This is a genomic window from Lysinibacillus sp. TE18511 (assembly GCF_054062295.1).
On sequence record NZ_JBSSFD010000003.1, the window covers coordinates 1 to 25290 of the forward strand.

At 38.0% G+C, this 25290-nt stretch carries 19 protein-coding genes and 2 pseudogenes; 19 read left to right on the plus strand and 2 right to left on the minus strand.

The genetic code is table 11. The annotated features are described in order from the left end of the window. Positions 1-203: 203 nt before the first annotated feature. From ACVWXS_RS02750 to ACVWXS_RS02790, 9 genes are all read left to right on the plus strand, one after another. Positions 204-1397, plus strand: a complete 1194-nt coding sequence (locus tag ACVWXS_RS02750) for a DUF4097 family beta strand repeat-containing protein (RefSeq protein ID WP_456955881.1) — start codon at positions 204-206, stop codon at positions 1395-1397. Between the two features lie 270 nt (positions 1398-1667). After that, positions 1668-2354, plus strand: coding sequence for a cell division ATP-binding protein FtsE (gene ftsE, locus ACVWXS_RS02755; protein ID WP_068986475.1), 687 nt, complete (start codon positions 1668-1670; stop codon positions 2352-2354). Continuing rightward, entirely contained in the window at positions 2344-3228 is an 885-nt protein-coding gene (ftsX, locus tag ACVWXS_RS02760; RefSeq protein WP_402983625.1) for a permease-like cell division protein FtsX, read from the plus strand. Before ftsE ends, ftsX begins: the two co-directional genes overlap by 11 nt. A 119-nt stretch (positions 3229-3347) precedes the next feature. Beyond that, positions 3348-4658, plus strand: a complete 1311-nt coding sequence (locus tag ACVWXS_RS02765) for a murein hydrolase activator EnvC family protein (RefSeq protein WP_456955884.1) — start codon at positions 3348-3350, stop codon at positions 4656-4658. 586 nt (positions 4659-5244) lie between these two features. Next, entirely contained in the window at positions 5245-5886 is a 642-nt protein-coding gene (locus tag ACVWXS_RS02770) for a hypothetical protein (RefSeq protein ID WP_456955886.1), read from the plus strand. Between the two features lie 17 nt (positions 5887-5903). Beyond that, positions 5904-6491: a redoxin domain-containing protein gene (locus tag ACVWXS_RS02775; RefSeq protein ID WP_456955888.1), complete on the plus strand. Its 588-nt coding sequence runs from the start codon at positions 5904-5906 to the stop codon at positions 6489-6491. A gap of 271 nt (positions 6492-6762) precedes the next feature. Beyond that, the gene (locus ACVWXS_RS02780; RefSeq protein ID WP_456955890.1) at positions 6763-8208 is read left to right on the plus strand and encodes a S41 family peptidase; all 1446 of its coding nucleotides are present in this window, start codon (positions 6763-6765) and stop codon (positions 8206-8208) included. Positions 8209-8369: 161 nt separating this feature from the next. Further along, positions 8370-9551 (plus strand): PDZ domain-containing protein, encoded by a 1182-nt coding sequence (locus ACVWXS_RS02785; protein WP_456955892.1) that lies wholly within the window; start codon positions 8370-8372, stop codon positions 9549-9551. Next, the gene (locus tag ACVWXS_RS02790; protein WP_402983642.1) at positions 9551-9787 is read left to right on the plus strand and encodes a DUF2198 family protein; all 237 of its coding nucleotides are present in this window, start codon (positions 9551-9553) and stop codon (positions 9785-9787) included. Before ACVWXS_RS02785 ends, ACVWXS_RS02790 begins: the two co-directional genes overlap by 1 nt. Positions 9788-9838: 51 nt before the next feature. On the opposite strand, the gene ACVWXS_RS02795 is transcribed toward ACVWXS_RS02790, so the two are convergent. After that, positions 9839-10165 carry an AzlD domain-containing protein gene (locus ACVWXS_RS02795; RefSeq protein WP_368637005.1) on the minus strand — a complete coding sequence of 109 codons (327 nt, stop codon included), beginning with the start codon at positions 10163-10165 and terminating at the stop codon, positions 9839-9841. Then, a complete protein-coding gene (locus tag ACVWXS_RS02800) occupies positions 10162-10896 on the minus strand; it encodes an AzlC family ABC transporter permease (RefSeq protein ID WP_456955894.1) in 735 nt (244 codons plus the stop codon). The genes ACVWXS_RS02795 and ACVWXS_RS02800 overlap by 4 nt, the downstream gene beginning before the upstream one ends. 124 nt (positions 10897-11020) lie before the next feature. On the opposite strand from ACVWXS_RS02800, the gene ACVWXS_RS02805 reads away from it, so the two are divergent. From ACVWXS_RS02805 to ACVWXS_RS02850, 10 genes and pseudogenes are all read left to right on the plus strand, one after another. Further along, positions 11021-11572 carry a helix-turn-helix domain-containing protein gene (locus tag ACVWXS_RS02805; protein WP_368637003.1) on the plus strand — a complete coding sequence of 184 codons (552 nt, stop codon included), beginning with the start codon at positions 11021-11023 and terminating at the stop codon, positions 11570-11572. A gap of 11 nt (positions 11573-11583) precedes the next feature. Further along, positions 11584-12213 (plus strand): TVP38/TMEM64 family protein, encoded by a 630-nt coding sequence (locus ACVWXS_RS02810; RefSeq protein WP_423470748.1) that lies wholly within the window; start codon positions 11584-11586, stop codon positions 12211-12213. A 286-nt stretch (positions 12214-12499) separates the two neighbouring features. Next, positions 12500-16009: a helicase-exonuclease AddAB subunit AddB gene (gene addB, locus ACVWXS_RS02815; RefSeq protein ID WP_456955897.1), complete on the plus strand. Its 3510-nt coding sequence runs from the start codon at positions 12500-12502 to the stop codon at positions 16007-16009. A 1-nt stretch (position 16010) separates the two neighbouring features. Then, a pseudogene (locus tag ACVWXS_RS02820) lies at positions 16011-17372 on the plus strand (UvrD-helicase domain-containing protein); the annotation flags it as partial. A 577-nt stretch (positions 17373-17949) separates the two neighbouring features. After that, positions 17950-19764: a group II intron reverse transcriptase/maturase gene (ltrA, locus tag ACVWXS_RS02825; RefSeq protein WP_456955899.1), complete on the plus strand. Its 1815-nt coding sequence runs from the start codon at positions 17950-17952 to the stop codon at positions 19762-19764. 112 nt (positions 19765-19876) lie between these two features. Continuing rightward, positions 19877-22237 (plus strand): annotated as a pseudogene (gene addA / locus ACVWXS_RS02830) (helicase-exonuclease AddAB subunit AddA); the annotation flags it as partial. 48 nt (positions 22238-22285) lie between these two features. Beyond that, complete coding sequence (locus ACVWXS_RS02835; protein WP_456955901.1) at positions 22286-22426, plus strand: hypothetical protein; 141 nt, start codon at positions 22286-22288, stop codon at positions 22424-22426. Between the two features lie 207 nt (positions 22427-22633). After that, positions 22634-23800 carry a DUF418 domain-containing protein gene (locus ACVWXS_RS02840; protein ID WP_456955903.1) on the plus strand — a complete coding sequence of 389 codons (1167 nt, stop codon included), beginning with the start codon at positions 22634-22636 and terminating at the stop codon, positions 23798-23800. Between the two features lie 197 nt (positions 23801-23997). Next, positions 23998-24138 carry a hypothetical protein gene (locus ACVWXS_RS02845; protein WP_456955905.1) on the plus strand — a complete coding sequence of 47 codons (141 nt, stop codon included), beginning with the start codon at positions 23998-24000 and terminating at the stop codon, positions 24136-24138. 124 nt (positions 24139-24262) lie between these two features. Then, positions 24263-25165 carry a fumarylacetoacetate hydrolase family protein gene (locus ACVWXS_RS02850; RefSeq protein WP_068986914.1) on the plus strand — a complete coding sequence of 301 codons (903 nt, stop codon included), beginning with the start codon at positions 24263-24265 and terminating at the stop codon, positions 25163-25165. The last annotated feature ends 125 nt before the right edge of the window (positions 25166-25290 follow it).

Below are 25290 nucleotides of genomic sequence, written 5' to 3' on the forward strand. Positions count from 1 at the left end.
CATCGGACGCCCCCAGGAAGCTCTGCTCTGCGCGAAAGCGAAGCGTCAGCGGCAAAGCGCCCAGTCGGAACGGAAATCAACCACACGTTATGGTGTTGAGCCTAAAAAAAGATATATCCCCAATATTTTCATTCTTTTGGTGAAACTTTTCATAAAATGATTCGTATAAATAGTATAACGAACTGAGGGAGGCTATTTTAGTTATGCAAAATGAACGTCAACGAATTTTAGAACTTGTGGAAAAAGGAACAATTACAGCGCAAGAGGCGATTACATTATTAGAAGCATTAGAGCAACCTAGCAAGTCCACTCAACATGTTATGAATAATGTGTCAAATGAGGGCCAGCATTCCTCAACAGAGAATGAGTCATTATTTAAAAATGAAAGTCACAAAGATGAACACAAGAAAAAAGACGAGGATTTCACTAAATATTTCGAAGAAGAAATGCGAGATTTTCGTAAAGATTTAACACAAATTGGTTCACTCTTTATGGATATGATGAATACAGCAGTGAAAAAGGTAAAAGAATTTGATGTATCCTCTCCGTTTGGTGATAAAGTAGAGTTTACACATACAGAAGAAGTTGCGGCAGAACAGGTAGAAAATATAGTTGCTGAATTACCGAATGGCAATTTTGCAGTGGAATCTACTGAAGGTGATAGCTTCCAAGTCATTTGCAAGGTGAAGGCACCACTAGTTAATGACAGTGAAGAAGAAACACGCGCTCATTTCTTAGAGCAATTCGTTGTGAAGGAGAATGAAGGTTCACTACGAATTTTAAGTCAACTAAAACTTGTTCAAGTAAATGTTAAAGTACTAGTACCAAAGGATAAATTGGACAAATTATCGGTACGTTTAATGAACGGTAGTGTTACTTTACAAGATACGGATTTTGAGCAATTAAAAGTAAAGACGTTAAACGGTGCAATTAAAGGCTCTAAGTTTAATTTTGGGAAGGCAGAAGTGGATTCTTCTAATGGTTCAATTGAATTAACAAATGTCCGTGGTAAAGATTTAGAAGCTGAAACATTGAATGGTCGTGTATATTTAGATGGCGCATTGGATGAAGTTGAAGCAAAATCGGTCAATGGACATGTTGTTGTCACAACTTGCTCTACGAATTCATCAAAAATCAAAGCGCAAACAGTTGCAGGAGCTGTTGAATTGTATGTGCCACGTACAATATCGATCAGCGGTAAAATTGTTACGAATTTTGGTAAAGTAGATGTTGGTATTCAAGATGCCTCAAAGATTGAATCACAGGATCAATTCTTATCAAAGGTAGTACGTTTTGATAAAGAAGTAGAGAATGCCAACCGACTATTTATTGAAGGTGAATCCAAAACAGGGGCAGTTTTAGTACGTTATACAACAACTGACGAGCAGCATATTTAAGTATTCATGCATTCGGGCTATGTAAAAAAGCATAGCTTGAATGTTTTTTTTATTTTCGAACAGGAATCGACTTCTCTTCATTGAAATCGATTTCTGTCTTTTTATGTCGATTTTTATATCATTTTCGTTTTTTTCTAATGGCAATGAAAGAACGAAATAGAAGGAACTGCCACGGAATGAAATGAAACTGTAATAAAAAAATAGAAATAGAGTGCTATAATAGTAAATGAAATACCTCTTATATAAGTAAGAGATTTAGGTGGTTTAAATATGATAGAAATGAAAAATGTGACAAAGAAGTATCCTAATGGCGTTGTTGCGACAAATGGGATTTCCGTTAACATAAAGCAAGGTGAATTTGTCTACGTTGTAGGTCCAAGTGGTGCAGGTAAATCGACATTCATTAAATTAATGTACCGCGAGGAAAAAGCTACTTCGGGCGAGATTATTGTTAATGGCATAGATTTAGCTACATTGAAAAATAAAAAGGTACCTTTTTTACGTCGCCAGCTTGGCGTTGTGTTCCAGGATTTTAAACTACTCCCTCGTTTGAATGTTTATGAAAACGTAGCGTTTGCACTTGAGGTAATTGAGGAGGACCCAGTGGAAATCCGTCGCCGAGTAATGGAGGTTTTGGAGTTAGTGGGGCTAAAGAATAAGGCAAGAATGTTCCCTAATGAACTTTCAGGTGGCGAACAGCAGCGTGTTTCGATTGCACGTTCTGTTGTTAATGTGCCAAAGGTCGTTATTGCAGATGAACCTACTGGGAATCTTGATCCTGAGACATCGTGGGACATTATGAATTTATTTGAGGAAATTAATGCACGAGGTACAACGATTGTAATGGCAACGCATAACCGAGAAATCGTGAATACGATTCGTCGTCGGGTAATTGCCATTGAAGGCGGCATGATTGTACGTGATGAGCACGGAGGTGATTACGGCTATGAAATTTAGTACGTTGAAACGTCATTTCCGAGAAAGTATAAAGTCACTTGGTCGTAACAGCTGGATGACCATTGCCTCAGTGAGTGCGGTTACAGTTACATTAATATTAGTAGGCGTATTTGCGCTTATTATGATGAATTTAAATAAAGTAGCAAATGATTTAGAGAATGATGTTGAAATTAAAGTGTTAATTGATGAAACAGCTGATCAAGCTGCTGAAAAAGCACTCATGGAAAAAATAAAGAAATTGCCAGGTGTCGAAGAGATGAGTTATTCGACAAAGGAAAATGAGTTAACTAAATTAGTAAAAGATTTTGGGGACGATTTTAAACTATTTGAGCAAAGTAACCCATTACGTAATGTTATTTATGTGAAGGCTTCAGATCCTCAGCAAACAGCTGCTGTAGCCAAGAAAATTGATAAATTTGAGTATACATATGATGTTATGTATGGTGAAGGCAAAGTAGAAAAGCTTTTCAACTTCTTAAATACTAGCCGTAACGTAGGTGTAGTGCTCATTTTAGGATTATTATTTACAGCCATTTTCTTAATTTCTAATACGATTCGGATTACGATTATTGCACGTCGTGATGAAATAGAAATTATGAAACTTGTAGGGGCAACGAATTCATTCGTACGCATACCGTTTTTATTAGAAGGAATGTGGCTCGGACTTTTAGGTTCTATTATTCCGATTGCGGTGATTGCAACTCTTTACCACAATGTATATAGAATTATTGCGCCTCGATTAAAAGGTGAGCTTATTCAAGTACTTGATTTCTCACCACTTGTATACCAAGTAAGTGCGCTTCTATTACTAATTGGTGTACTAATCGGTATTTGGGGAAGTTTCATGTCAGTACGTAAGTTTTTAAAAATCTAGCTTTAAGGATATGGACCGAGTAAAGAAGCCATCAGTAGTATCTTGAAAAGTGCCGTCCGAAGCAGAAATCAACCCAATAGGTGATCAACCAAAATAATAGTCGAAAGGGAGTTCAATCGGTGAAAAGTATGGCGAAAAACTCTTTAAAAACACTTGCAGCAGCATCTGCACTATTTCTTTTTATCCAAACTCCATCAGCATATGCAACTAATTTATCGGATTTAAAAGATCAAAAAAATCAAATTGAATCAAAGAAAGATGGCTTAAATTCATCCATCAATAATAAATCAAATGCTATTACTGCAAATGAAGAAAAGCAACAACAAATATTAGATCAAATTCAATCATTAAACGCTGAAATTGAAAAAACTAATAATAATATTAAAAATGTAATGGCAGAAATTCATTCTGCAAATGAAGAAATAAAAACTTTAGAAGATTCTATAGCAGAGCTTCTGCGCAAAATTGAAGAGCGTGATGTATTGTTAGAGGAACGTGCTCGTGCCATTCAGGCGAGTGGTACCGTTAGCTATTTAGACGTACTACTTAGTTCTAGTAGCTTCGTAGATTTTATCGATCGATTCTCTGCTGTTAATTCATTAATGGAAGCGGACCGTCAAATTATCCATGAACAAAAAGAGGACAAGCAAAAATTAGAGGAACAAAAGCAAGTCTTAGAAAGCAAACGCCAAAAGCTTGAAGATAAAAAAGCTGAGCTTGATCGTTTAAAAGCATCATTGGATGGACAGAAAGCTGAGAAAAACAAATTAGTTGATCAATTAGAAAAAGAACAAGAAAAACTAAAGTCAGAGAAAGTTTTACTTGAAAAAGAATACTCTGAGGCACTTGAAATTAGTGACGAATTACAACAAAAGATTATTGATGAGCAAAAACGATTAGCAGAAATTGCCCGTCAACAGGAAGAAAAACGTAAGGCAGCAGCAGCTGCTGCCGCAGCAAATGCAGCTAAAAATAATAATGGTGGTGGATCTTCAAATGTCGTCCATGCTCCGCAATCAAATGGTACGTGGATCAAGCCAACAAATGGTCGTCTAACATCGCCATATGGCTGGCGTAATATTGGCGCAGGTCCAGAATTCCATTATGGAGTCGATCTTGCAAATAGTACAGGTACGCCAATTTGGGCAGCTGCTGACGGTGTTGTATCTTATGCTGCACCACTTAGTTCATATGGTAATGCTGTCATTATCACACATTCAATTGATGGTCAAATTTATGCAACAGTGTATGCACACTTAAATTCCATCAATGTTAGTGTTGGTGCAGAGGTATCCCAAGGTCAGCAAATTGCAACAATGGGTAGTACTGGACGTTCAACAGGACCACACTTACACTTTGAAGTGCACAATGGCCCTTGGCAAGGACAATCAGTCGGTAGTGTTAATCCTTTAAAATATATTCCGTTGTAAAAATAGTAAAAGCTATACATTAGATGTGATGTGAATCTAATGTATAGCTTTTTTCTTATTAGTAGTGATGAATAGAACATAAAGCGAGGGATAGAAGCATCGAAATGATGGATAGAAGCAGCAGAACGACGGATAGAATTATCAAAGCGATGGATAGAAGCAGCAGAACGACGGATAGAATTATCAAAGCGATGGATAGAAGCAGCAGAACGACGGATAGAATTATCAAAGTGACGGATAGAATTATCAAAGTGATGGATAGAAACAGCAAAACGGCGGAAAGAATCATCTATTCGATGGATGGAAGCAGCAGAGTGACGAAAAAAATAACCTTGAGGAAGAGCTCAGTCGGCGGAACGTTTTGGGGAGACATTTATATAGTAGTATCTTGAACTCAGCGTTATTTTGGTAGATAATTGTAAAAGATAATTAGAAGTCAATTTCTGGTTGTGCCACATTTTATGTTAGTGCAAGTAGTTCGTATACTTCGAAGAGCATGTTTTAGGAAGATTTTTTGAACACAGTGTGAAATGACAGTTCACATAACGATTGTATGCTATGCTGAAACTATCTTTACTAGTGGAGGATGTATTTGGTGAATAATACAGAATGGTTCTCTATTCGGACACTAACATTACCAGCAACGGCTGTCGCTCTCCTTGCAGCATTTTTCGTTGTATGGCTAGTTTTACGGGTACAATTCCCGAAAAAATGGTCGGGGGTCTATGGAGACGCAGTTTTTACCTTTATTCTTGTTTGGAAATTTAGCATAATTGTCACTGATTTTAAAGCTGTTATTGCTCAACCGTTTACTCTCCTTTATTTCAATGGTGGAACAATTGGTGTCATTTTAGGGGTAATGGTCGCATCGCTTCAGCTTTGGTGGAAGCGAAAAAAATTGCAGTTTGATGCAACTGGAGTTGTTGCTTGTAGCTGGGCAATCATTTTAACGCAATCAATCTATCAATGGTTTGTGGTGTTACTAAATGATAATCAAATCAAGAGCGAAGTCATTACTTTAAGTGTACTAAGTATACTGACGATCCTCATATTATGGAAATTGACAGCTATTAATCGTGCATTATTTTTATATACGATTGGGCTAATAATTGTAGCCTTCTTTCAGCCGCATGGTTTATGGCAACCGGCTGTATGGGTGAGCGTCGTATTACTTATACTGGGTATAACAATATACGACTGCTCAAAAAAATTCTCACAAAGCACTTGATTACTGGGAGGTAAGAAATGAAAAAAAATATTGGGCTGCTTATCGTCGTGTTATTAGTAGTTGCGATGATTGGTACATATGTTAAACAGCAGATTGATAAGGATCGTGAAATTGAAACAGCTTCTCTTGGGAAAGAAATGGATGAACAAAAGATTGGCTTAAAAAAGGGAGATATACCACCAGATTTTACGTTAACAAGCTTGGATGGTGACGAGGTAACACTGAGCGACCTTCGCGGAAAGAAAGTCGTGTTAAATTTCTGGGCGACATGGTGTCCACCGTGTAAGGCTGAAATGCCACATATGCAAAAGTATTATGAACAGTACGCAAAAGAAGATAATGTAGAAATTATAGCTGTTAATTTAACAAAGGATGAACATGATTTTACAGTTGACGAAAAAATAGATACCGTTATGACATTCAGAGATAGCTTCGAACTAACTTTTCCTATCCTTCTTGACCAAGAAAGAGAAGTTTCTCCACAATATAACGTCATGACAATTCCTACCACTTATTTTATTGATTCAAAGGGATACATTCAACGTGCCATTTCAGGGCCGATGGATACGGATATGCTAAAAAGTTATGTTGATGAATTAGATTAAAAAGATAAATGTAAAGAGTCTGCTCGTTTTTGTTAAAGAAACGAAGCAGATTTTTTTATTTTTTTGTGTAAGCATTTTATCCGCGCGAGGAGGGAAATAAATATCCGCGATTGGCGCCGGAATATCCGCGCAAGTAAGGCAAATATCCGCGAAGCACTCATAGAATACTCGCCAAACCAAAAGCATAGTATTCAACAAATTATTTTGAAGCTGAATCTTGTATGTTTGAAAAATAAAAGTCATACAGTAGTAGAGACGGAGGAGGGAAGGTTTGCGCAAAATAATGGCGGGTGTCGGCGTACTTGCTAGTAGTTTATTGCTAGGTAGTGGAATTTATTTTGATTGGTTTAAATTAGGGGATAAAGAGGAGCCGGTCGTCACAGAGGCCGAATCGATTAATGAAGCGTTGAATTTAATTGAGAAAAAATCTGTATACAGTACGAAAAAAGATGTGTTAGTAGAAGGGGCACTTCGCGGTATGGCAGATGCTATTAAGGACCCTTACAGTACTTATTATTCGAAGGAAGAGGCAGAACAACACCGACAAATGTTAGCCGAAGAAAGAGTGGGCATTGGGATTGAGTTAACGGAAAATAACGGAAAATTTATTATTGTGTCTCCTGTCCGTTCGTCCCCGGCAGAGAAAGCAGGAATGCGCTCTCTCGATGAAATTGTACAAGTTGATGGTGTTCGAGTAGATGGTAAATCGATGAGTGAATTGATGCATTTAATTCAAGGAGAAAAGGGAACAAAAGTGACGATTGTTGTTTATCGTCCAAGTGAAGATAAGCATATTAAAATGACGATGGAACGAGCAGCAATTTCCAATAAAACAGTAACAAGCGAAGTAGTGAATGTAGAAGATACCCCGATAGGCTATGTAACAATTTCGCTTTTTGGTGAGAAAACAGCTAATGAGTGGGTTGCCGAAACGAGTAAATTACTCCGAAAAGATATCAAAGGGTTAGTGATCGATGTGCGAGATAATCCAGGCGGTTATTTACATAGCGTCGCAGCACTATTGAGCACGGTATTGGAGAATGGTAAAGTGTTTGCGTATATGCAAAATGCTGAAGGTGCTATGGAACCATTAAAAACGGAATCAAAAAGCTTTGATGAAAAATATTTGCAGACAATGAATAAAATACCGATTGTTGTGTTGCAAAATCAAGGCAGTGCATCGGCTAGTGAAGTACTTAGTGGAGCTTTAAAAGGCTGGGGACGTGCCTCCCTTGTTGGTGTCAAGAGCTTTGGGAAGGGAACAGTGCAGGAATCATGGTCACTGTCAAATGGCGGAGAGCTTAAACTGTCCACAAATAAATGGCTGACACCGAAACGCGAATGGATTCACGGGCAAGGTATTGAGGCTAATTTAGTCATTGAACAAAATGAATTAGTTGCTTTTCAAATGCATCCATTATCTGGGAAGTTTAAAGTGGGCGATATGAGTGAGGAAATCTCTTATACGCAAAATGCTTTAAAAAAGTTAGGGTATAAAATTGCTCGTTTAGATGGTTATTTTGATGACACGACGGAGGAGGCTGTTAAGCTTTATCGTAAAGATAAGGAATTGAAACAAGTAGAAGAAAATATTTATATGGATAGTACCTTCTTTAACAGCTTAAATGATACGTTGAAAAAATATAAAGAGGATCGTCAAAATGATTTACAGTTCCAAATGGCCACAAGCTTTTTATTGCACAATATTGAACAATAAATAATATAGGCTTACAACGGCATAATTGATAAGTTGTAACATCCGCTCAATGAAGATAAATAATAAGAATAGAAAGCTTTCTATTAGTTTGTACTACGCAAGAGTGTAGTCGTTTGATACAATAAATTCATAGTATTCAAGACAGAATGGCGGGTGTTCGTATGGTTAGTGATATATTAATAGAAATTGTAACAGCGATTGGCCGCTTTTTACTCAACCCATTAATGTATATTGCGATTTTATTTGCGATTTTATTAGGTTATAGTCGTGTAAAACAGGAGCGTAAATTTTTTAATAGACGGATTATTTGGGGTTGGACAGAGCTAATTGGGCAATGGAAATATGGGTGGCTATATGCCCTCTTTATTTCACTAGTAAGCGTTGGTTTAGGTTTAACATTACCTAAAGCTTTCTTAATGATTTTAATAGTTATTTCTGTGTTGGCACTATTATTGTTCTGCATTAATGCACTCTCACCTATTTATACGATGGGGCTCGCAACACTAGTAATATGGTTGATGGATCAATACAATTGGACATTTTCTTGGTGGAAAATCTCTTTAGAAGGTACCAATGTATTAGATGGCGCTATTGTAACTATTACGATTTTAGCAGGTCTAAGTGTGATTGCTGAGGGCATGTTAATTCGTCAAACAGCAATGAAGGTAACGACACCACGAGTTGAAAAAACGAAGCGGGGTATGCAGGCAATTGTCTATCGTTCAAGAAATGTATGGGTACTGCCAATTTTCTTTGTAATACCTGGAGATATTATTCCGGTAGACTTACCGTATTGGCCACAATTTACATTAGGAGAGAGTAGCTTTGCACTCGTATTATTCCCAATCGTTATAGGATTTTCAAAGCTTACTAGAAAAGAACTGCCGGTTGTTAAATTTCCTAAAATGGGGCGATCCGTGTTACTACTTGGACAGCTTATTTTAATAGGTGGACTGATAGCAGTTTTTGAGCCGTTCATCGGTTTTATTACGTTGGCAGTAGGTGTAGTACTTCGTCTTGTTATTTCAATCTTCTATGCAATGCAAGATAAAACGGATATTTATGCAGTTGCACCGAGCTCGAAAGGTGCTATTATTGCGGCTGTGCTTCCTGATTCTCCAGCTGAAAAGATGGGCTTACTTGCGGGGGAATGTATTCGTAAAGTAAATGGTTGTTCCATTTTTACTGAAAATGATTTATATGAAGCTTTGCAATTAAATGCGGCACATTGTCGTCTAGAAGTATTAGACTGTAATAATGAAATACGTCTAACACAGCATGTTATATATAGCAATGATCATTATCGTATAGGATTATTACTAGCCGAGCCGAGGGATTTCTAATGGATGTTTTCGGGAAAATGATGTTAGCGTTATTTTTACCAGCATTACTCGTGTTATTGTTTACGAGAATTACGTTTAATCGTTATGTTGCACTAATATTAGCGATTGCTCTAATTGCGGCATCTGTATATGCAGGTTACACTTCCACACCTACTTTATTTGTGATTGATGCATTTTCGTTAACAGTAGGCTTTTGGTTAGCAAGTAAAATGAAAAAAAATAAAGATACCCTTTAAATTAAAAGGTCAGTCCAAAGTGAAGTTTTCTCACTTTTAGGACTGACCTTTTCACATGAAAAATCGTACGGCTGCCATAATGATAACACCGGCTACAACTGTAATAGATAAGCTTTTTGTTACGAGTGCAATAATAAGCGTTGGCACAAATGTAATAAATACAGGCCAATCGAGTGTCACAATTTTTCCACTTTCTGTATCCAGTAAATTTTCAATAACAAGAGCACTTAAAATGCAGACAGGGATAAAGCTTAACCATTTCATTACAACATCTGGTAGTTTTACACTTCGTACGAATATAAAAGGAATAATACGTGGTAGCCAAGTTACAAGTGCACAGCCAATGATCAGCCAGACCATAGAAGCGGTTGTCGTCATTTATCTGTCACCACCCCTATTGTTGCTACAATAACTGTTGCAAGTAGAACAGCTACATGCGAAGGTACGATATAAGAAAGGCCATACATAGTAACAATCATATAGCCGATTAACATAAGATAATGCATTACTTTACTTTTACCTACACTGCTAAGTTGAAGTACAAGAAGTGCCACAAACATAGCAATCAATGCAAAATCTAAGCCCCATTTTTCAGGGTCTGCTACCCATTTCCCCAAATATGCCCCAGCTACACAAGAAAGAATCCAACATGAGTAAGCCGTGATATTCAGTCCATCCATCCATTTGCCATATAGCTTACCAGTCTGCATTTGCTTTGTAACAGCTACACCAAATGTTTCATCCGTTAATAATGTACCGAAACCAATATTTCTGAGCATGGAATAGCGTGTAAAATGAGGAGCTAATGTTAAACTCATTAATAAATGGCGTAGATTTACGACAAAAATGGTTACAATAATAGCAGAGGCAGGACTATTTGTTAAAACAAGTGCACAAAAGATAAATTGTGCGGAGCCTGCATAGACGAGTATAGTTAAAAGTGCAATTTCAAGTACCGATAAGCCAGAAGCGGAACCTACAACACCGAAAGCAAGTCCTATACTAATATAGCCGAGTAAGGTTGGAACACAATCTTTTACGCCTTGTACAAAGTTGTCATTGGGTGTGTTAGTTGCTGCTTCATTCCGCAGCTCTGTCGTACTTGTCATAAATAGATCATCCTTTCTGAAAAATTTCTATGTATACTAATGATGGAATAGTTTGATATTTCTTAATGTTTATTAAAGTATACATATGTCTTATAAAATAAACAATAGAGATTGGTGAATAAAAATGGAACAAATGAGCCGAAATTTAGCATTTCAACTAAAAAAGATTCGTCAGCAACGTCATTTAAGCTTAGACGATGTTGCCAAAGCTACAGGAGTAAGTAAAGCGCAACTAGCACAAATTGAAAAGGGGGAGGCAAACCCTACCGTATCGACGATTTGGAAAATTGCTGCAGGTATGCGCACGTCATTTTCTAGCTTATTGCAGCCGCCGACAGCGCATTTCATGAAATATAGTAGTAAGGATGCGCCACATGTAGATGAAGACGAGGGACGATATCGTGTGTATTCCATTATTCCTTATAATCCAGAACGTGGCTGGGAGCTTTATAAGATTGAAATGGAGCCCGGTGCCTCTAGCAGGAGCGAAGCCCACACAGAAGGGGTGGAAGAAACTGTGACCGTTATCCAAGGACAAGCCATCATTTCTGCTGGAGATATGCATGAAAAACTAGAAGAAGGGGATACACTAGTATTCTCAGGACATCAGCCCCATGAGTATAAAAATACTACGGAAACGCTAACGATTTTACATTTAATTTTGCAGTATAAATAGAGGTGTCAATTTTGAGTGAATGGTTTACTGTAGAAAATATTGAGCATTTAACGGAACAATATCAAGCACTTGGTCCAATTATTGGTTTTTTATTACCTTTTATAGAGGCATTTTTACCGTTTTTACCTTTGGTCGTGTTCGTTGTTGTTAATGCAAGTGCATATGGTTTATGGTTTGGTTTTTTATTATCATGGCTAGGATCTGTAGCGGGTTCATATGCAGTATTTTTGCTTGTCCGCCATTTTGGCAAGCATCCAAAGCTTCGATTTATAACAGGCAGTAAAAGAGTAGAGAAGCTAATAAAATGGGTAGATATGAATGGGATTAGTCCACTATTCGTGTTACTTTGTTTTCCTTTTACCCCCTCAGTCATTGTAAACGTTGTAGCGGGGTTATCTCATATTTACAAAAAGTTTTATTTAATTGTGTTATTGGCAGGGAAGTTCGTTATGATTTTAGGAATGAGCGTGCTTGGTTATGATTTAAGAGCGTTACTAACAAGCCCTAAAAAACTAATTATTGCGGCTGTGGCAATTGTTGTGCTTTGGTGGGTTGGCAAGCTTTTAGAGAAACGATTAAATGCGCGTGTGGAGCGAGATTTAAAACAAGCGCGAAAATTGACGAAAAATCATCAACGATGAAAGTTGAATATACACATCTAGCCCCTTGTATCATGTAGAATGAGAGAAGGGGCTTTTATCTTTCAATAAAGGTAAGCGATGCTCAGGAAGAACAGCAAAGTGATCAGGCCCATGCAATAACTGCTCAGGTAGAACAAGAAAGTGATCAGGTCTATATGATAACCGCTCAGGTAAAGTCGTAAAGTGCTTGGGTATATCAACAAACGCACAGGTTGGGTAGCAAAGCGTTGGGTATATACGACTAGCATTTTTTATTAAATAGAATATTAACAGGAGGGAAAAGTACATGACATTGCGTGTTGTATCAGGACGTTCAGGAACAGGTAAATCAACATTTATTCATCATGAGATTGTCGAGCAACTAAAATCAGATCCGTTAGGTCATCCAATTTTTATAATTGTTCCTGACCAAATGTCTTACTCAACGGAGTATGAGCTAACGAATAAACATGGCTTGCAAGGCTTAATCCGTGCGCAAGTCATGACATTTAAACGATTGGCATGGCTAGTGTTACAGGAAACGGGCGGGATTGCTCGAAAAGAAGTAAATGGCTATGGCTATCGAATGCTGATCCGCAAACTTTTAGAGGAACAAAAAAGTGAGTTTTCGTTATTTCGCCAAGCCGCCGGGAAACGAGGCTTTACGGAGGAAATTGAGACGCTATTACGAGAATTTAGTCGATATAGCGTAAATAGTTCAGTGTTAGCTGAAGTGACAGCATCTTTAATGGCTGTCGACGCGCCTAATACATTGCAAGCTAAAACGAATGATTTACAAGTCGTTTTACACGCTTTGGAAGAAAGACTTGGCACTACTTATGTGGATAGCGAGGGCTATTATCCAATTTTAACGGAGCAACTGAAATACTCTGATACGATGAAGAGAGCGACAGTTTATATAGATGGTTTCACAGCATTCACTGTAAGAGAATTAGAGCTTGTAAAAGAGTTATTAAAAGTGACGAGACAAGTAACCGTCGTTCTTCCCTTTGACCATATCGACGAAGTTTATGATGAACAGTCTTTATTCTATGAAGCTGCATCTACGAACCAACGTTTACACGATATTGCCTATGAGGAGGGTATTGAAGTCGATGCACCGATCCATTTCTATCATGCATACCGTTTTCAATCTAAAGATTTACAACATTTGGAAGAAGGGTTTGCACATCTGGTGCCTCAAACGAAAGAAACTACAGGTGATGTAAAGGTACTAGAGGCTTCCAATCGTCGTGCAGAGATACATGCCATTGCCCGGGAAATAACAAAGCTGACAAAGGAAGATGGCTATCGTTATCAGGATATAGTTCTACTTTATAGACAAGCAGATGTTTATGACCCATTGATCACAACTATTTTTCAACAATATCAAATCCCTATTTTTACCAACTCTAAAAAGACGATGCTACATCATCCTTTAATTGAGCTAAGCCGATCTGCTTTAGAGGTTATCACTTCTAACTGGAAATATGAACCGGTTTTTCGTAGCGTGAAAACAGATTTATTTTTCCCGTTACATGCTGAGCTAAATGTTTGGCGAGAGCGTGCGGATCGTTTAGAAAACTACTGTTTAGCACAGGGCGTCTATGGTGAGCGCTGGTTTGAGGAAGCTAGGTGGTTTTTCAAAAAGTATCGTGGTCTTGAATTCCATTCACGCGTGCAAACGGATGAAGAACGTGCGATGCAGGCAGAAATCGAGGCCATTCGTGATGAAATTCGTATGCCATTAAAATTGTTACAGGACAAGCTAGAAACAGCGACAACTGGCAGAGATGTAGCGACAGCATTGTTTGAGCTGATTGAGAGTTTACAAGTTTATGAAAAGCTTCAAGCAATGAAAGAACGTGAGCTTGATCGAGGGGATGCATTAGCTGCAAGCGAGCATGACCAAGCGTGGAAAGAATGGATTGAAGTGCTTGATCAGTTTGTATATATGTTTGGTGAGCAGGAGCTGTCTGTAGAAGAAGCGGCGAAAATTTTAGATGAGGGCTTTGATACATTAGAATTTTCTCGTATCCCTCCTACATTAGATGAAGTCATGGTAGCGACGGTTGATTTAGCTCGTTTATCGAATATAAAAGTCGCTTTCGTCTTAGGGATGAATGATGGAGTTTATCCAACTCGTATGGAGTATGAAGGATTGCTGTCAGATACAGAACGTGAATGGTTTAGTCAAATTGGCTATGAGCTTGCGCCAACATCTAAAAATCGTTTACTGCAAGAAAATTTCTTACTATACCGTGCTTTAACGACACCATCTGATAAATTATATATGTCCTATCCAACAGCTGATGAAGAGGGCAAGGCGCTATTGTCCTCACTCTATATAAAGAAAATTATCGGCAATGATAGAACGACTGGGCTTTTGAGTGGTGTCAAGGTTGAGCGAGTTGTGATTGATCCAATTGAATTACTTGAAGAAAGTGCTTTACCGTATTTACGTCATCCACGTACAGCTTTAGCACATTTAATGGTTCAAAAACGCCAAGCTGAGCACAGTCGTGAGCTTGCGCCAGAGTGGCTTGCCTTGCAAAAATTTTATACGCAGGACCCTTATTGGGCACTCATTTTTGAACGAGTTTTACATCCAATTACACATAAGAATGAAGCAGAGCCATTGGAAAACTACATTACACAGGAATTATATGGTCAAAAGCTAACATCTAGTGTGTCTCGTATTGAGAAATATTTCCGTTGTCCATTTTCGCATTTTACAACGTATGGGCTTCGTCTAGAAGAGCGGGAAGAGTATAGACTAGAAACATTTGCAATGGGCGATTTATTCCATGAGGCATTGAAATGGATTACTGAAGAGACACACCGTCAGCAGCTATCATGGATACGTTTAACAAAGCAGCAAATTAAACAATTAGCAAGACAAGCCGTTGAGCAAATTGTTCCGGTATTTTCACATCAAATTTTACTGTCAAGCGCACGCTATCGCTATATTCAGCGAAAACTTATTCGTATTGTCGAGCGAACAATGACGGCACTTACACAGCATGCGAATGTGTCTCACTTTAAGCCAATTGCTATTGAGGCATCTTTTGGGCCAGGGCAACATGAACAGCTACCTCCACTTGAAATTGATTTAACAGGTGGTAAGAAAATGTTTATGCGTGGTCGTATTGATAGGGTGGATAGTGCGGCTATTGACGATCGTTCATATTTACGGATTGTCGATTATAAATCATCCGCTCGTGATTTAGATTTGAATGAGGTCTACCACGGGTTGTCTCTTCAGGTGCTAACGTATTTAGATGTAGCGATGGAAAATGCCTCTTACTGGCTACCTGGTGAAGCGGAGCCAGCTGGGGTTCTTTATGTACATGTCCACAATCCGATGCTAAAGCTTGATAAGGATTTAAGCGACAGCGAAATTGAGGAAGACCGTTTAAAACAATACAAAATGAAAGGTCTTTTGTCAGAAAATGCGGAGGCCATTATATCGATGGACGAGCAGTTAGAGGAATCGAGTGGGCATTCGAAAATTATTCCTGTCTATATGAAAAAAGATGGGACACCGTCAGAATCTCAGTCACGCATTGTACCTGTTAATGATATGAAAAATCTACAACATTTTGTACGGCGCAAGCATCAAGAAGCTGGCAATGGAATTTTAGCGGGGGATACCTCCATAAGTCCTTATAAACTAAAAACAAAAACAGCATGTGACTACTGTCAATTTACAGCTGTTTGTCAATTTGACCCATCTGATGGTAAACAAAACTATCGTCAGTTACAGCAAGCAAAACCGAATGATATCGTTGAGAAAATTCGGAAGGAGATGAAGTAAGTTGGTACAAAAAATACCTGAAAAGCCAGCGGAAGTCACATGGACAGACGACCAGTGGAAGGCAATTTATGCAACTGGTCAGGATACACTTGTATCGGCTGCGGCAGGCTCTGGTAAAACGGCAGTCCTTATTAATCGCATGATTGAGAAGGTAGTTGCAACAGAGAATCCCATTAATGTGGATGAGTTACTTGTTGTAACCTTTACAAATGCATCTGCTGCTGAAATGCGTCATCGTATGGCTGAGGCACTAGAAAAAGCTATTGCAGAAAATCCAACCTCCAATCATTTGAGACGCCAGCTAAGCCTTGTCAATAAAGCACAAATTTCAACATTGCATTCCTTCTGTTTAGCCATTGTCAAACAATACGCCTATATGCTAGATATTGACCCAGGCTTTCGTATAGCGAATGAGGCAGAGGTTGCTTTGTTAAGAGATGATATATTAGCAGATGTGCTAGAAAATGCTTACGATTCTGAGGATGAGGCTGAGGTTCAAGCAATCTATAGGCTAGTTGATAGCTTTACATCGGATCGTGATGATCAGGCTATAGAAACTTTAATAAGCAAGCTTTATGATACGTCTCGTGTTCATGCAGAGCCTCAAAAATGGCTTCGTAGTTTACCAAAGACATATGACATAGCGGTAGACGTGACAATTGATGATTTAGAGCTGTCGAAATATGTGAAATTAACAGTCAAGCATAGTCTTGAAGAGGCATTCGTTTTAATTTCTGAAATGCGTGCCATTACGCTACAGCCTGCGGGACCTGGACCATATGCTGAAACCGCAGAGATGGATTTTGCTATGATTCAGGAAGGAATTCGTATTAGTCGTGAGGGAACGTGGCAGGAACTCTTTGATTATTTTGCTACTGTGAAATGGTCAACTTTAAAGCGTGTATCAAAGGATGCTTTAGTAGATGTGGAGCTACAGGAGCTTGCCAAGAAAAAGCGAGAGTCAGCTAAGAAAATTGTGAATAAGCTTAAAGAGACCTTTTTTGTTAGGACTCCTGCGCGTTTACTTGAAGAAATTCGATTAATGAGTCCGACGATTGGAACATTAGTCGAATTGACAAATGTTTTTAGCGAACAGTTCCGCATGGCAAAATTAGAACGAGGAATTATTGATTTCTCGGATTTAGAGCATTTCGCATTGCAAATTTTAACTGTAGAAGTTGAAGGAGAATTACAGCCTTCACCTGTTGCTCTAGATTTAAAACATCATTTTAAAGAAGTACTTGTTGACGAATACCAAGATACAAATATGCTACAAGAAACAATATTACAGCTTGTTAAAACAGGTGATGAGCAGGACGGAAATCTTTTTATGGTTGGGGACGTAAAGCAAAGTATTGTGCGCCCATAAGGGTATTGTATATTTCACCATTTGGCGGTGAATAAACTATAGAAACGGTTTATATATCAACCGACTTATCTTGATGGGAAACCAAAGAGGGAGTGTAGCATGTCGGTTAAAGTCATAAGTTAGCCTAAACGGAAAGGCTACGACTGAATGGCAAGATATAAAAGATTTATATAAGGAAGAAGGCTAAACTGCTTGAAGAATAGTCCGAGTGGGGTCATGTTTAACCGTCTAGGAAACCGTTTGAAACCTAGAATCTATTCTGTTCAGCGTATTAAATGCTTGCGACTGAACATGGGATGCACAATCCTAGTTTCTGATTGACGAAAGAATAGACACTCTTCAAGATTGAAGAAAAGGATGAACGTTCCTTCCGACAATGAATCGAGCCTGTATACAATATACTAAATGGGGATTACCTAAGTTGGAATGCCACGAGGCTATGTACACGGGTACTGAAAATCCAATATGGTAACGGAGCTCTCGTAGTAGTCGGAGATAGGGAAAGCCTATTACATGGCGAAGGGGAGCAGCTTATAATGTATAAACAATGAGGAAAGGAGCGAAATGCTCTATGCAAAATTCAGAAATTGTCTTATACAATCTATCGAAACAATCAATGAAAGACGGATATACATTTGACCGTCTATACAGACATTTATACAATGAAGATTTTTATATAAAAGCCTATACGAAGATATACAAAAATAAAGGTAGTGCAACAAAAGGTATTGATGAAGAAACAGCGGATGGATTCGGGGAAGAAAATATTCAAGCAATCATTGATACGTTGAAAAATGAAAGCTATCAACCGAAGCCAATTCGTCGTCTTCATATCCCAAAGAAAAATGGTGATACACGACCACTTGGTATCCCTACGTTTACAGACCGTATCGTACAAGAAGTTTGTCGTATGATATTAGAAGCAATTTATGAGCCTAAATTTTCAAATCATTCGCATGGTTTCAGACCAAAAAGAAGTTGTCATACAGCATTAATCGAAATGAAGAAAACCTTTACAGGGGTAAACTGGTTCATTGAAGGCGATATAAAAGGATTTTTCGATAACATCAATCATCAAATATTAATTACTATTTTAAGAAAACGTATCAAAGATGAAAAATTCATTCGTTTAATGTGGAAGTTCTTAAAAGCAGGATTCGTTGAAAATTGGCGATTCCAAAAGACGTATAGTGGAACTCCACAGGGCGGTATTATTAGTCCGTTACTAGCGAATATTTATCTAAATGAATTTGACGATTATATTGAAAAAGAATTAAAGCCTTCTTTTGATTTAGGTGAACCAAAAAAACGTAAACGTAATACTGAATATCGAAAATATGATATGCGTAACCAACGTTTGCATAAAAAGATTAATGCAACAGAAGATGAAGTCTTGCGAAAAGAAATGATTGAAGAATATAAGGCGAATAAGAAAATATTGCTTAATTTACCGTACTATGAGTCGAACACGGACACATATAAAGCAATAAAATATGTACGTTACGCAGATGATTTTATTGTTGGCGTTAATGGTAGTAAAGAAGATTGTGAAATGCTTAAGCAAGCAATGAAAGACTTCTTACAAAATTATTTACAACTTGAATTGTCAGAAGATAAGACGCTCATTACGCATAGTACAAAGTTTGCGAACTTTTTAAGCTACGATATATCAATTAGCAATGATTTAAGTACAGCGAAAGATAAAAACGGTGTTATTAAACGTAAATATAGAGGATATGTACAATTACGAATACCTAAAGGAACAATTGAAAAAGTAATTGTAAAAAATAAAATGGTCAAAGACATTGATGCGAAACAATGGGATATGTTGCATCGACCAAGATTAGTTGGACTTTCTGAACTAGAAATCATCGAAACGTATAACGCAGAGCTACGTGGTTTATATAATTATTATGCTCTAGCGGAAAATGTAAACCGAAAAATGTGGCAATTACGTTATGTAATGGAATATAGCTGTTTAAAAACACTTGCGAATAAATACAAATCCTCAGTAGCAAAAATGAAGGTTAAGTTTAAACAAGGTAAGTATTGGGGAGTAAAATACGAAACAAAACAAGGCGAAAGAATAGCATATTTCTATAAAGATGGTTTTGAAAAGAAGAAAGAAAGCGTCAGAGCAACAATAGACGAACTACCTAATCTTTATGTATATCAGGGCAGAAATGATTTAGAAAAACGACTAAGTGCAAGTCAATGCGAATTATGTGGAGATAATCACCCCGATACAAAATTCGAAATTCATCACATAAATAAAGTGAAGAATTTAAAAGGAAAAGAATATTGGGAATGGACAATGCTCGCTAAGCAAAGAAAAACGCTAGTCGTGTGTGATAAATGTCATAAAGAAATTCATAAACAACGATAGATTTGTTATAAGTGGAGAGCCGTATACTCTGAGAGGAGTACGTACGGTTCGGGGAGGGGTTGACTGGAAACCTACTACAGAAATGTAGCAAGGCGCTGGGTTCCTACTCTACTACCGTTTCCGTTTAGCAGAACCAAAGCTTTTTATGCGAAAATATAGTGAGTTTCTAGAGACGCCAGATTTAACGGGAATGCGTATCGATTTAAACGCTAACTTCCGTAGTCGGAAAGAAGTGTTGAACGCTACGAACTATGTATTTGCACAAATTATGGGAGAGCGTGTTGGAGAAATTCTTTATGATGAAAATGCTTCATTAAAGCCAGCAGCGCCGTATGATGATAAAGAAGTTCCGGTAGAGCTAGTCATTATGCATCCTCCCGAAACAGAGGAGCAGGAAGAAGAGGCAGAAGATGTTGCAAGTGAAGCAGCTGAACTAGAGGAATTAAAAAAATCACAGTATGAGGCACGTTTTATCATTGAGCGTATCCGGCAGATGATAGAGGATGGGACAACTGTATTTGATACAAAAACGAAGACTGAACGTCCATTAAAATATAGTGATATTGTGATTTTAATGCGTTCAATGACATGGTCAACTGATTTAGTGGAAGAATTTAAGCTTGCGGGAATCCCTCTCTATGCAGAGTCCTCGAAAGGCTATTTCGATGCGTTAGAGGTCATGATTATGCTGAATGTACTGAAGGTTGTCGATAACCCATATCAAGATATTCCTTTAGCCTCAGTGCTACGTGCTCCATTTGTTGGGTTAACTGAAAATGAGCTAGCAAAAATACGGCTAGCAGATTCAAAAGCGCCGTTTTATGATGCACTAAGGCAATTTATTCGAAGTGATGGGCATGGTGTACAATCTGACACGTTTGCGAAGCTTCAACGTTTTATGCTGGCATTTGAAAACTGGCGAGATTTAGCACGACGTGGTTCATTGTCAGATTTAATTTGGAAGATTTACTTAGATACGCATTATTATGAGATGGTTGGGGCAATGCCAAATGGTAAGCAACGTCAGGCCAACTTACGCATTTTGCATGATCGTGCTTTAATGTATGAGAAAACGGCCTTTCGTGGACTGTTCCGCTTTTTACGTTTTATCGATCGTATGCGTACGCGTGGTGATGATTTAGGAACTGCTAAATCGATTGGAGAAAAAGATGATGTTGTGCGTCTTGTGACGATTCACTCTTCAAAAGGATTGGAATACCCTGTTGTCTTTGTTGCAGGGATGGGGAGACCATTTAATAAAATGGATTTCCACAATCCATATTTATTCGATCAAGATTTTGGTCTTGCAGTAAAGGCGATTGATCCAGAAAATCGTATTACCTATACATCCCTACCATTTTTAGCACTGAAGGAGAAAAAGGAGCTCGAAATGCGTGCTGAGGAAATGCGTGTATTATACGTAGCAATGACACGTGCAAAGGAGCGACTTATTTTAATAGGGTCTGTGAAAAATTGGAGTAAAACGCTCGATAATTGGCTGGATGCACAAAGTTTACCGGTAGATGCCCCGCTTCAGGAGTATTTACGCGCGAGAGCTAATAGCTATTTTGATTGGCTTGGGCCTGCAGTTGCAAGACACGCAGATTTTGCATCACTTGCTTCTTCCTCCTATAAGGCACCTGAAGACGTATCGCATTGGTGGGTACGTGCTGTTGAAACAAGCCATTATGCGTATGACATACAGACGTTAGAGGATGAGATACAGCAAATGCTAGAAACGCCAGAGGACGAAGCATTGCTGGCAGAAATTACGACGCGCTTTCAAGCACAGTATCCATTTCAACAATCGACACGAAAACGCTCAAAAACATCAGTTAGTGAAATTAAGCGTTTAGAAAATCTTCAGCGACAGGAGGAGCCTGAATATTACTTTTCAATACCTTCTAAGCAAAAAACGACAACCATTGCGCCACGTCCAACCTTTTTACAGGACAAACAGCTAACAGGCGCAGAAATTGGAACAGCTGTCCACACAGTTATGCAGCATGTACCTCAAAATGGCTTTACGAACGTACAGGAGGTAAAGGAGTTTGTCGCCGATTTAGTGGCAAGACAGCTACTGACAGAGGCTGAGGGGACGGTCGTTCCATGGAAAAAAATATATAATTTCTTTACAACAGACGTTGGACTTCGCTTTAAAAAAGCAAAGCAAATACGTAGAGAAATGCCTTTTACGATTAGTAGAGTAGATGAAGATGGCGATGCTCAAATTGTACAAGGGATTATTGACTGTTTATTTGAGGATGAATATGGTGAATGGATCTTGCTTGATTATAAGACAGATCGCATCCAATCACATTTTGCTGAGGAGCCAGCACTCTCGAAGGAACTATTAGGACGATATGGTGTTCAACTCAGAGTTTATAGTGAGGCAATTGAAGCTATACTTCAAATCAAAGTGAGTGATAAAGTTCTATATTTATTCGATATTGAACAGGCTATACATGGGTAAGTAAACGCACTGTGTTAACGGGGATGTCTTTATTACTATTAGTAAGTATTGCAAAATCTTGTAGCTTACCACGCCCTGTTTTCACTAAAGCGTTATCTTCATTCAGCAAATGTTTTCTGTAGCGAAAGCGAAGCGTCAGCTACAAATGTTTTAGTAGCGAAAGCAAAGCGACAGCTACAAATGTTTTAGTAGCGAAAGCAAAGCGGCAGCTACAAATGTTTTCTGTAGCGAAAGCAAAGCGACAGCTACAAATGTTTTAGTAGCGAAAGCAAAGCGTCAGCTACAATTATTTTAGTAGCGAAAGCAAAGCGACAGCTACAAATGTTTTCTATAGCGAAAGAAGCGACAGCTACAATTACGCTAAGGCGAAATTGATTATATAGAGGAGGCTATTTTGTGGAGTTAAAACCGACAATGTTGCAGGAACGCATTGCAACATTAGATATATTACGTGGTATAAGCTTACTAGGTATTTTACTCGTTAATATGTTCGCCTTTTATTTGCCAATGCCATATATTGATTTGGCATCATGGTTTACAACACCATCAGATATGGTGTGGCAGCAAAATTTAGATATTTATGTACAAAGTAGCTTTTATCCACTGTTTGCCATGTTATTTGGTTATGGACTTGCAATGCAATGGAAGAAAGCGCAAAGTCGTGAACAAAATTTCTATACGATAGGACTGCGAAGACTTTCTGTATTATTTGTATTTGGTTTTTTACATGCTGTGCTCATTTGGTGGGGCGACATTTTGATGACTTATGCATTTTGTGGCATTTTTTTATTGCTATTACTACGACTACATCCTATTTGGTTATTATCAATCGGTATTATGATTAACAGTGTTATGCAAGTTTTCATGGTATTTATTGTAGGGTTTGTTAACTTTAATTCAGCAGTTGATGAGTATTTAGATATTACTTCAGTAGAGCAAGCAATCACTGCTTATGGAACGGGAAGTTGGCTAGATGCTTTTATGCAACGTTTAACCGATTTATCTGTCCAAGCGGGGATAGGCATGTGGTTTGCGGCATTATTTACAGTTTTGCCATACATGTTAATTGGTGCTGCAGCTTCTAAATGGCGTTTAGTGGAACGAGCGAAGGAGTTAAAATGGCTATGGCTGACGTTAGCAATAGCTGGATTGACAATTGGTATTTTTATCAAGAGCTTACCTATCATGTTTACTCGTACGTATTTCTTAGATTATTTGAAAGTATACATAGGTGGTCCAATTTTATCAGTTGGTTATATTGGGGTTATTGTATTACTTTGCTTACTGCCAGTTGTACCAAAGTTACTCAGTCCTTTTGCAAAAATGGGGCGCATGTCGTTAACGATGTACATACTTCAATCGATCATTGGAACATGTTTATTTTATCAATTTGGATTTGGTTGGTATGGAAAAGTGAGCGTCGCAACAGGCGTGTTAATTGCAGTAGGTATTATTGTTGTACAAATGATTGTGGCGGAGATTTGGCTAGCTAAATGGAAACAAGGTCCGTTAGAGGCTTTATGGCGTAAATTAACATATAAGGCGAATGCTAAAGTAGGTTAATGTTTTATCAATATAAGGTATTCGAATCTCGTGCAATCTAGCAATCGACGGCGGAAATCAGCCTTCATCTTTAATGTGATGGAAACATATAGTTAATAATCACGTCTTGTATTATAAGAATAATTTATTGCGATTTGGCTCATTATAAAAAGTTGGTAATGACATTTGTTAAAACATATGTCATGTATATAAGTTGATTGGAGTGGAGGCTGGGCGACTCCTTGGGGATTAGCAATAGAAGAGGAACGAAGGCTAAGAGCATCACGTCCTGTGATAACGCCTTCGTGACCAACTTCCTGTTGCCCCGACGCCCCCAGGAAAGCGCCCAGCTGACGTAAATCAACCCCACATTATGGTGAATGGCCCCGCGGTTGATTAGGAATAAAAATTATTGTCGCAAAAGTAAGGCAATTTCTATTATTTTGTTGTATCATGTAGAAAAAAGAAGGAGCTCTGAAAATCATGAAAATTTTATCGTTTAAATTAGGTGGACATGTAAGCTTTGGACCAAAAGTAAAAAAAGAAGAAGCGGTATGGGATGTACTCGCTATTCAGAATGAACTTCAAGTTCTCCCTTCTTTTTCAAGTTCAATCGTAGATGGCATTGCTTTAGGCTTTGATTTTGTTGAACAGATTCGTAAATTAGTAGAAGCCGCTGAAAAATCAGATCGTGCTGAAAGCTTCAAACGTGAATTTACAGTGATTGAATGGTTATCACCAATTCCACGTACACCAAAAAATATTATGTGTATTGGTAAAAACTATGATGAGCATGCAAAAGAAATGGGTGCAGAAGCAGCACCAACAGAATTAATGGTATTTACAAAATCTCCGACTGCTATTGCTGCTGATGGACAAACACTATCGATCCATGCTGATCTTTCATCTAAAATGGATTATGAAGGCGAATTAGCAATTGTCATTGGTAAGCGTGGTAAAAATATTCCGAAAAACTTAGCATACGATTATGTATTTGGTTACACAATTGCTAATGATATAACAGCTCGTGATTTACAAGAAAAACATAAGCAATTCTTCTTAGGTAAAAGCTTAGAAGGAACTTGTCCACTAGGGCCTTATCTTGTAACAAAGGATGAAATTCCGAATCCACAAGATTTAACAGTGGTTACAAAAGTGAATGATGAAGTACGTCAAAACGGCTCCACAAAAGATATGATGTTCTCTGTAGAATCATTAGTATCGATTTTATCTCAGCACGTAACATTAGAGCCAGGTGATGTTATTTTAACGGGTACTCCATCAGGTGTTGGAAAAGGCATGAATCCACCACAATTTTTAAAAGCTGGAGATACTGTGAAAGTATCCATTCAAGGCATCGGTACATTAGTGAATCATTTTGAATAATTTTTTCAAATCCGCGTGAGTCAACACGGGGGCACGGAAAGCTAAAGAAATACATTTTCTTAATTATAAATCTGACTTTTGTTGGAATTATAAACTCAAAAAAGTCGATTTGCATCACAATTTTT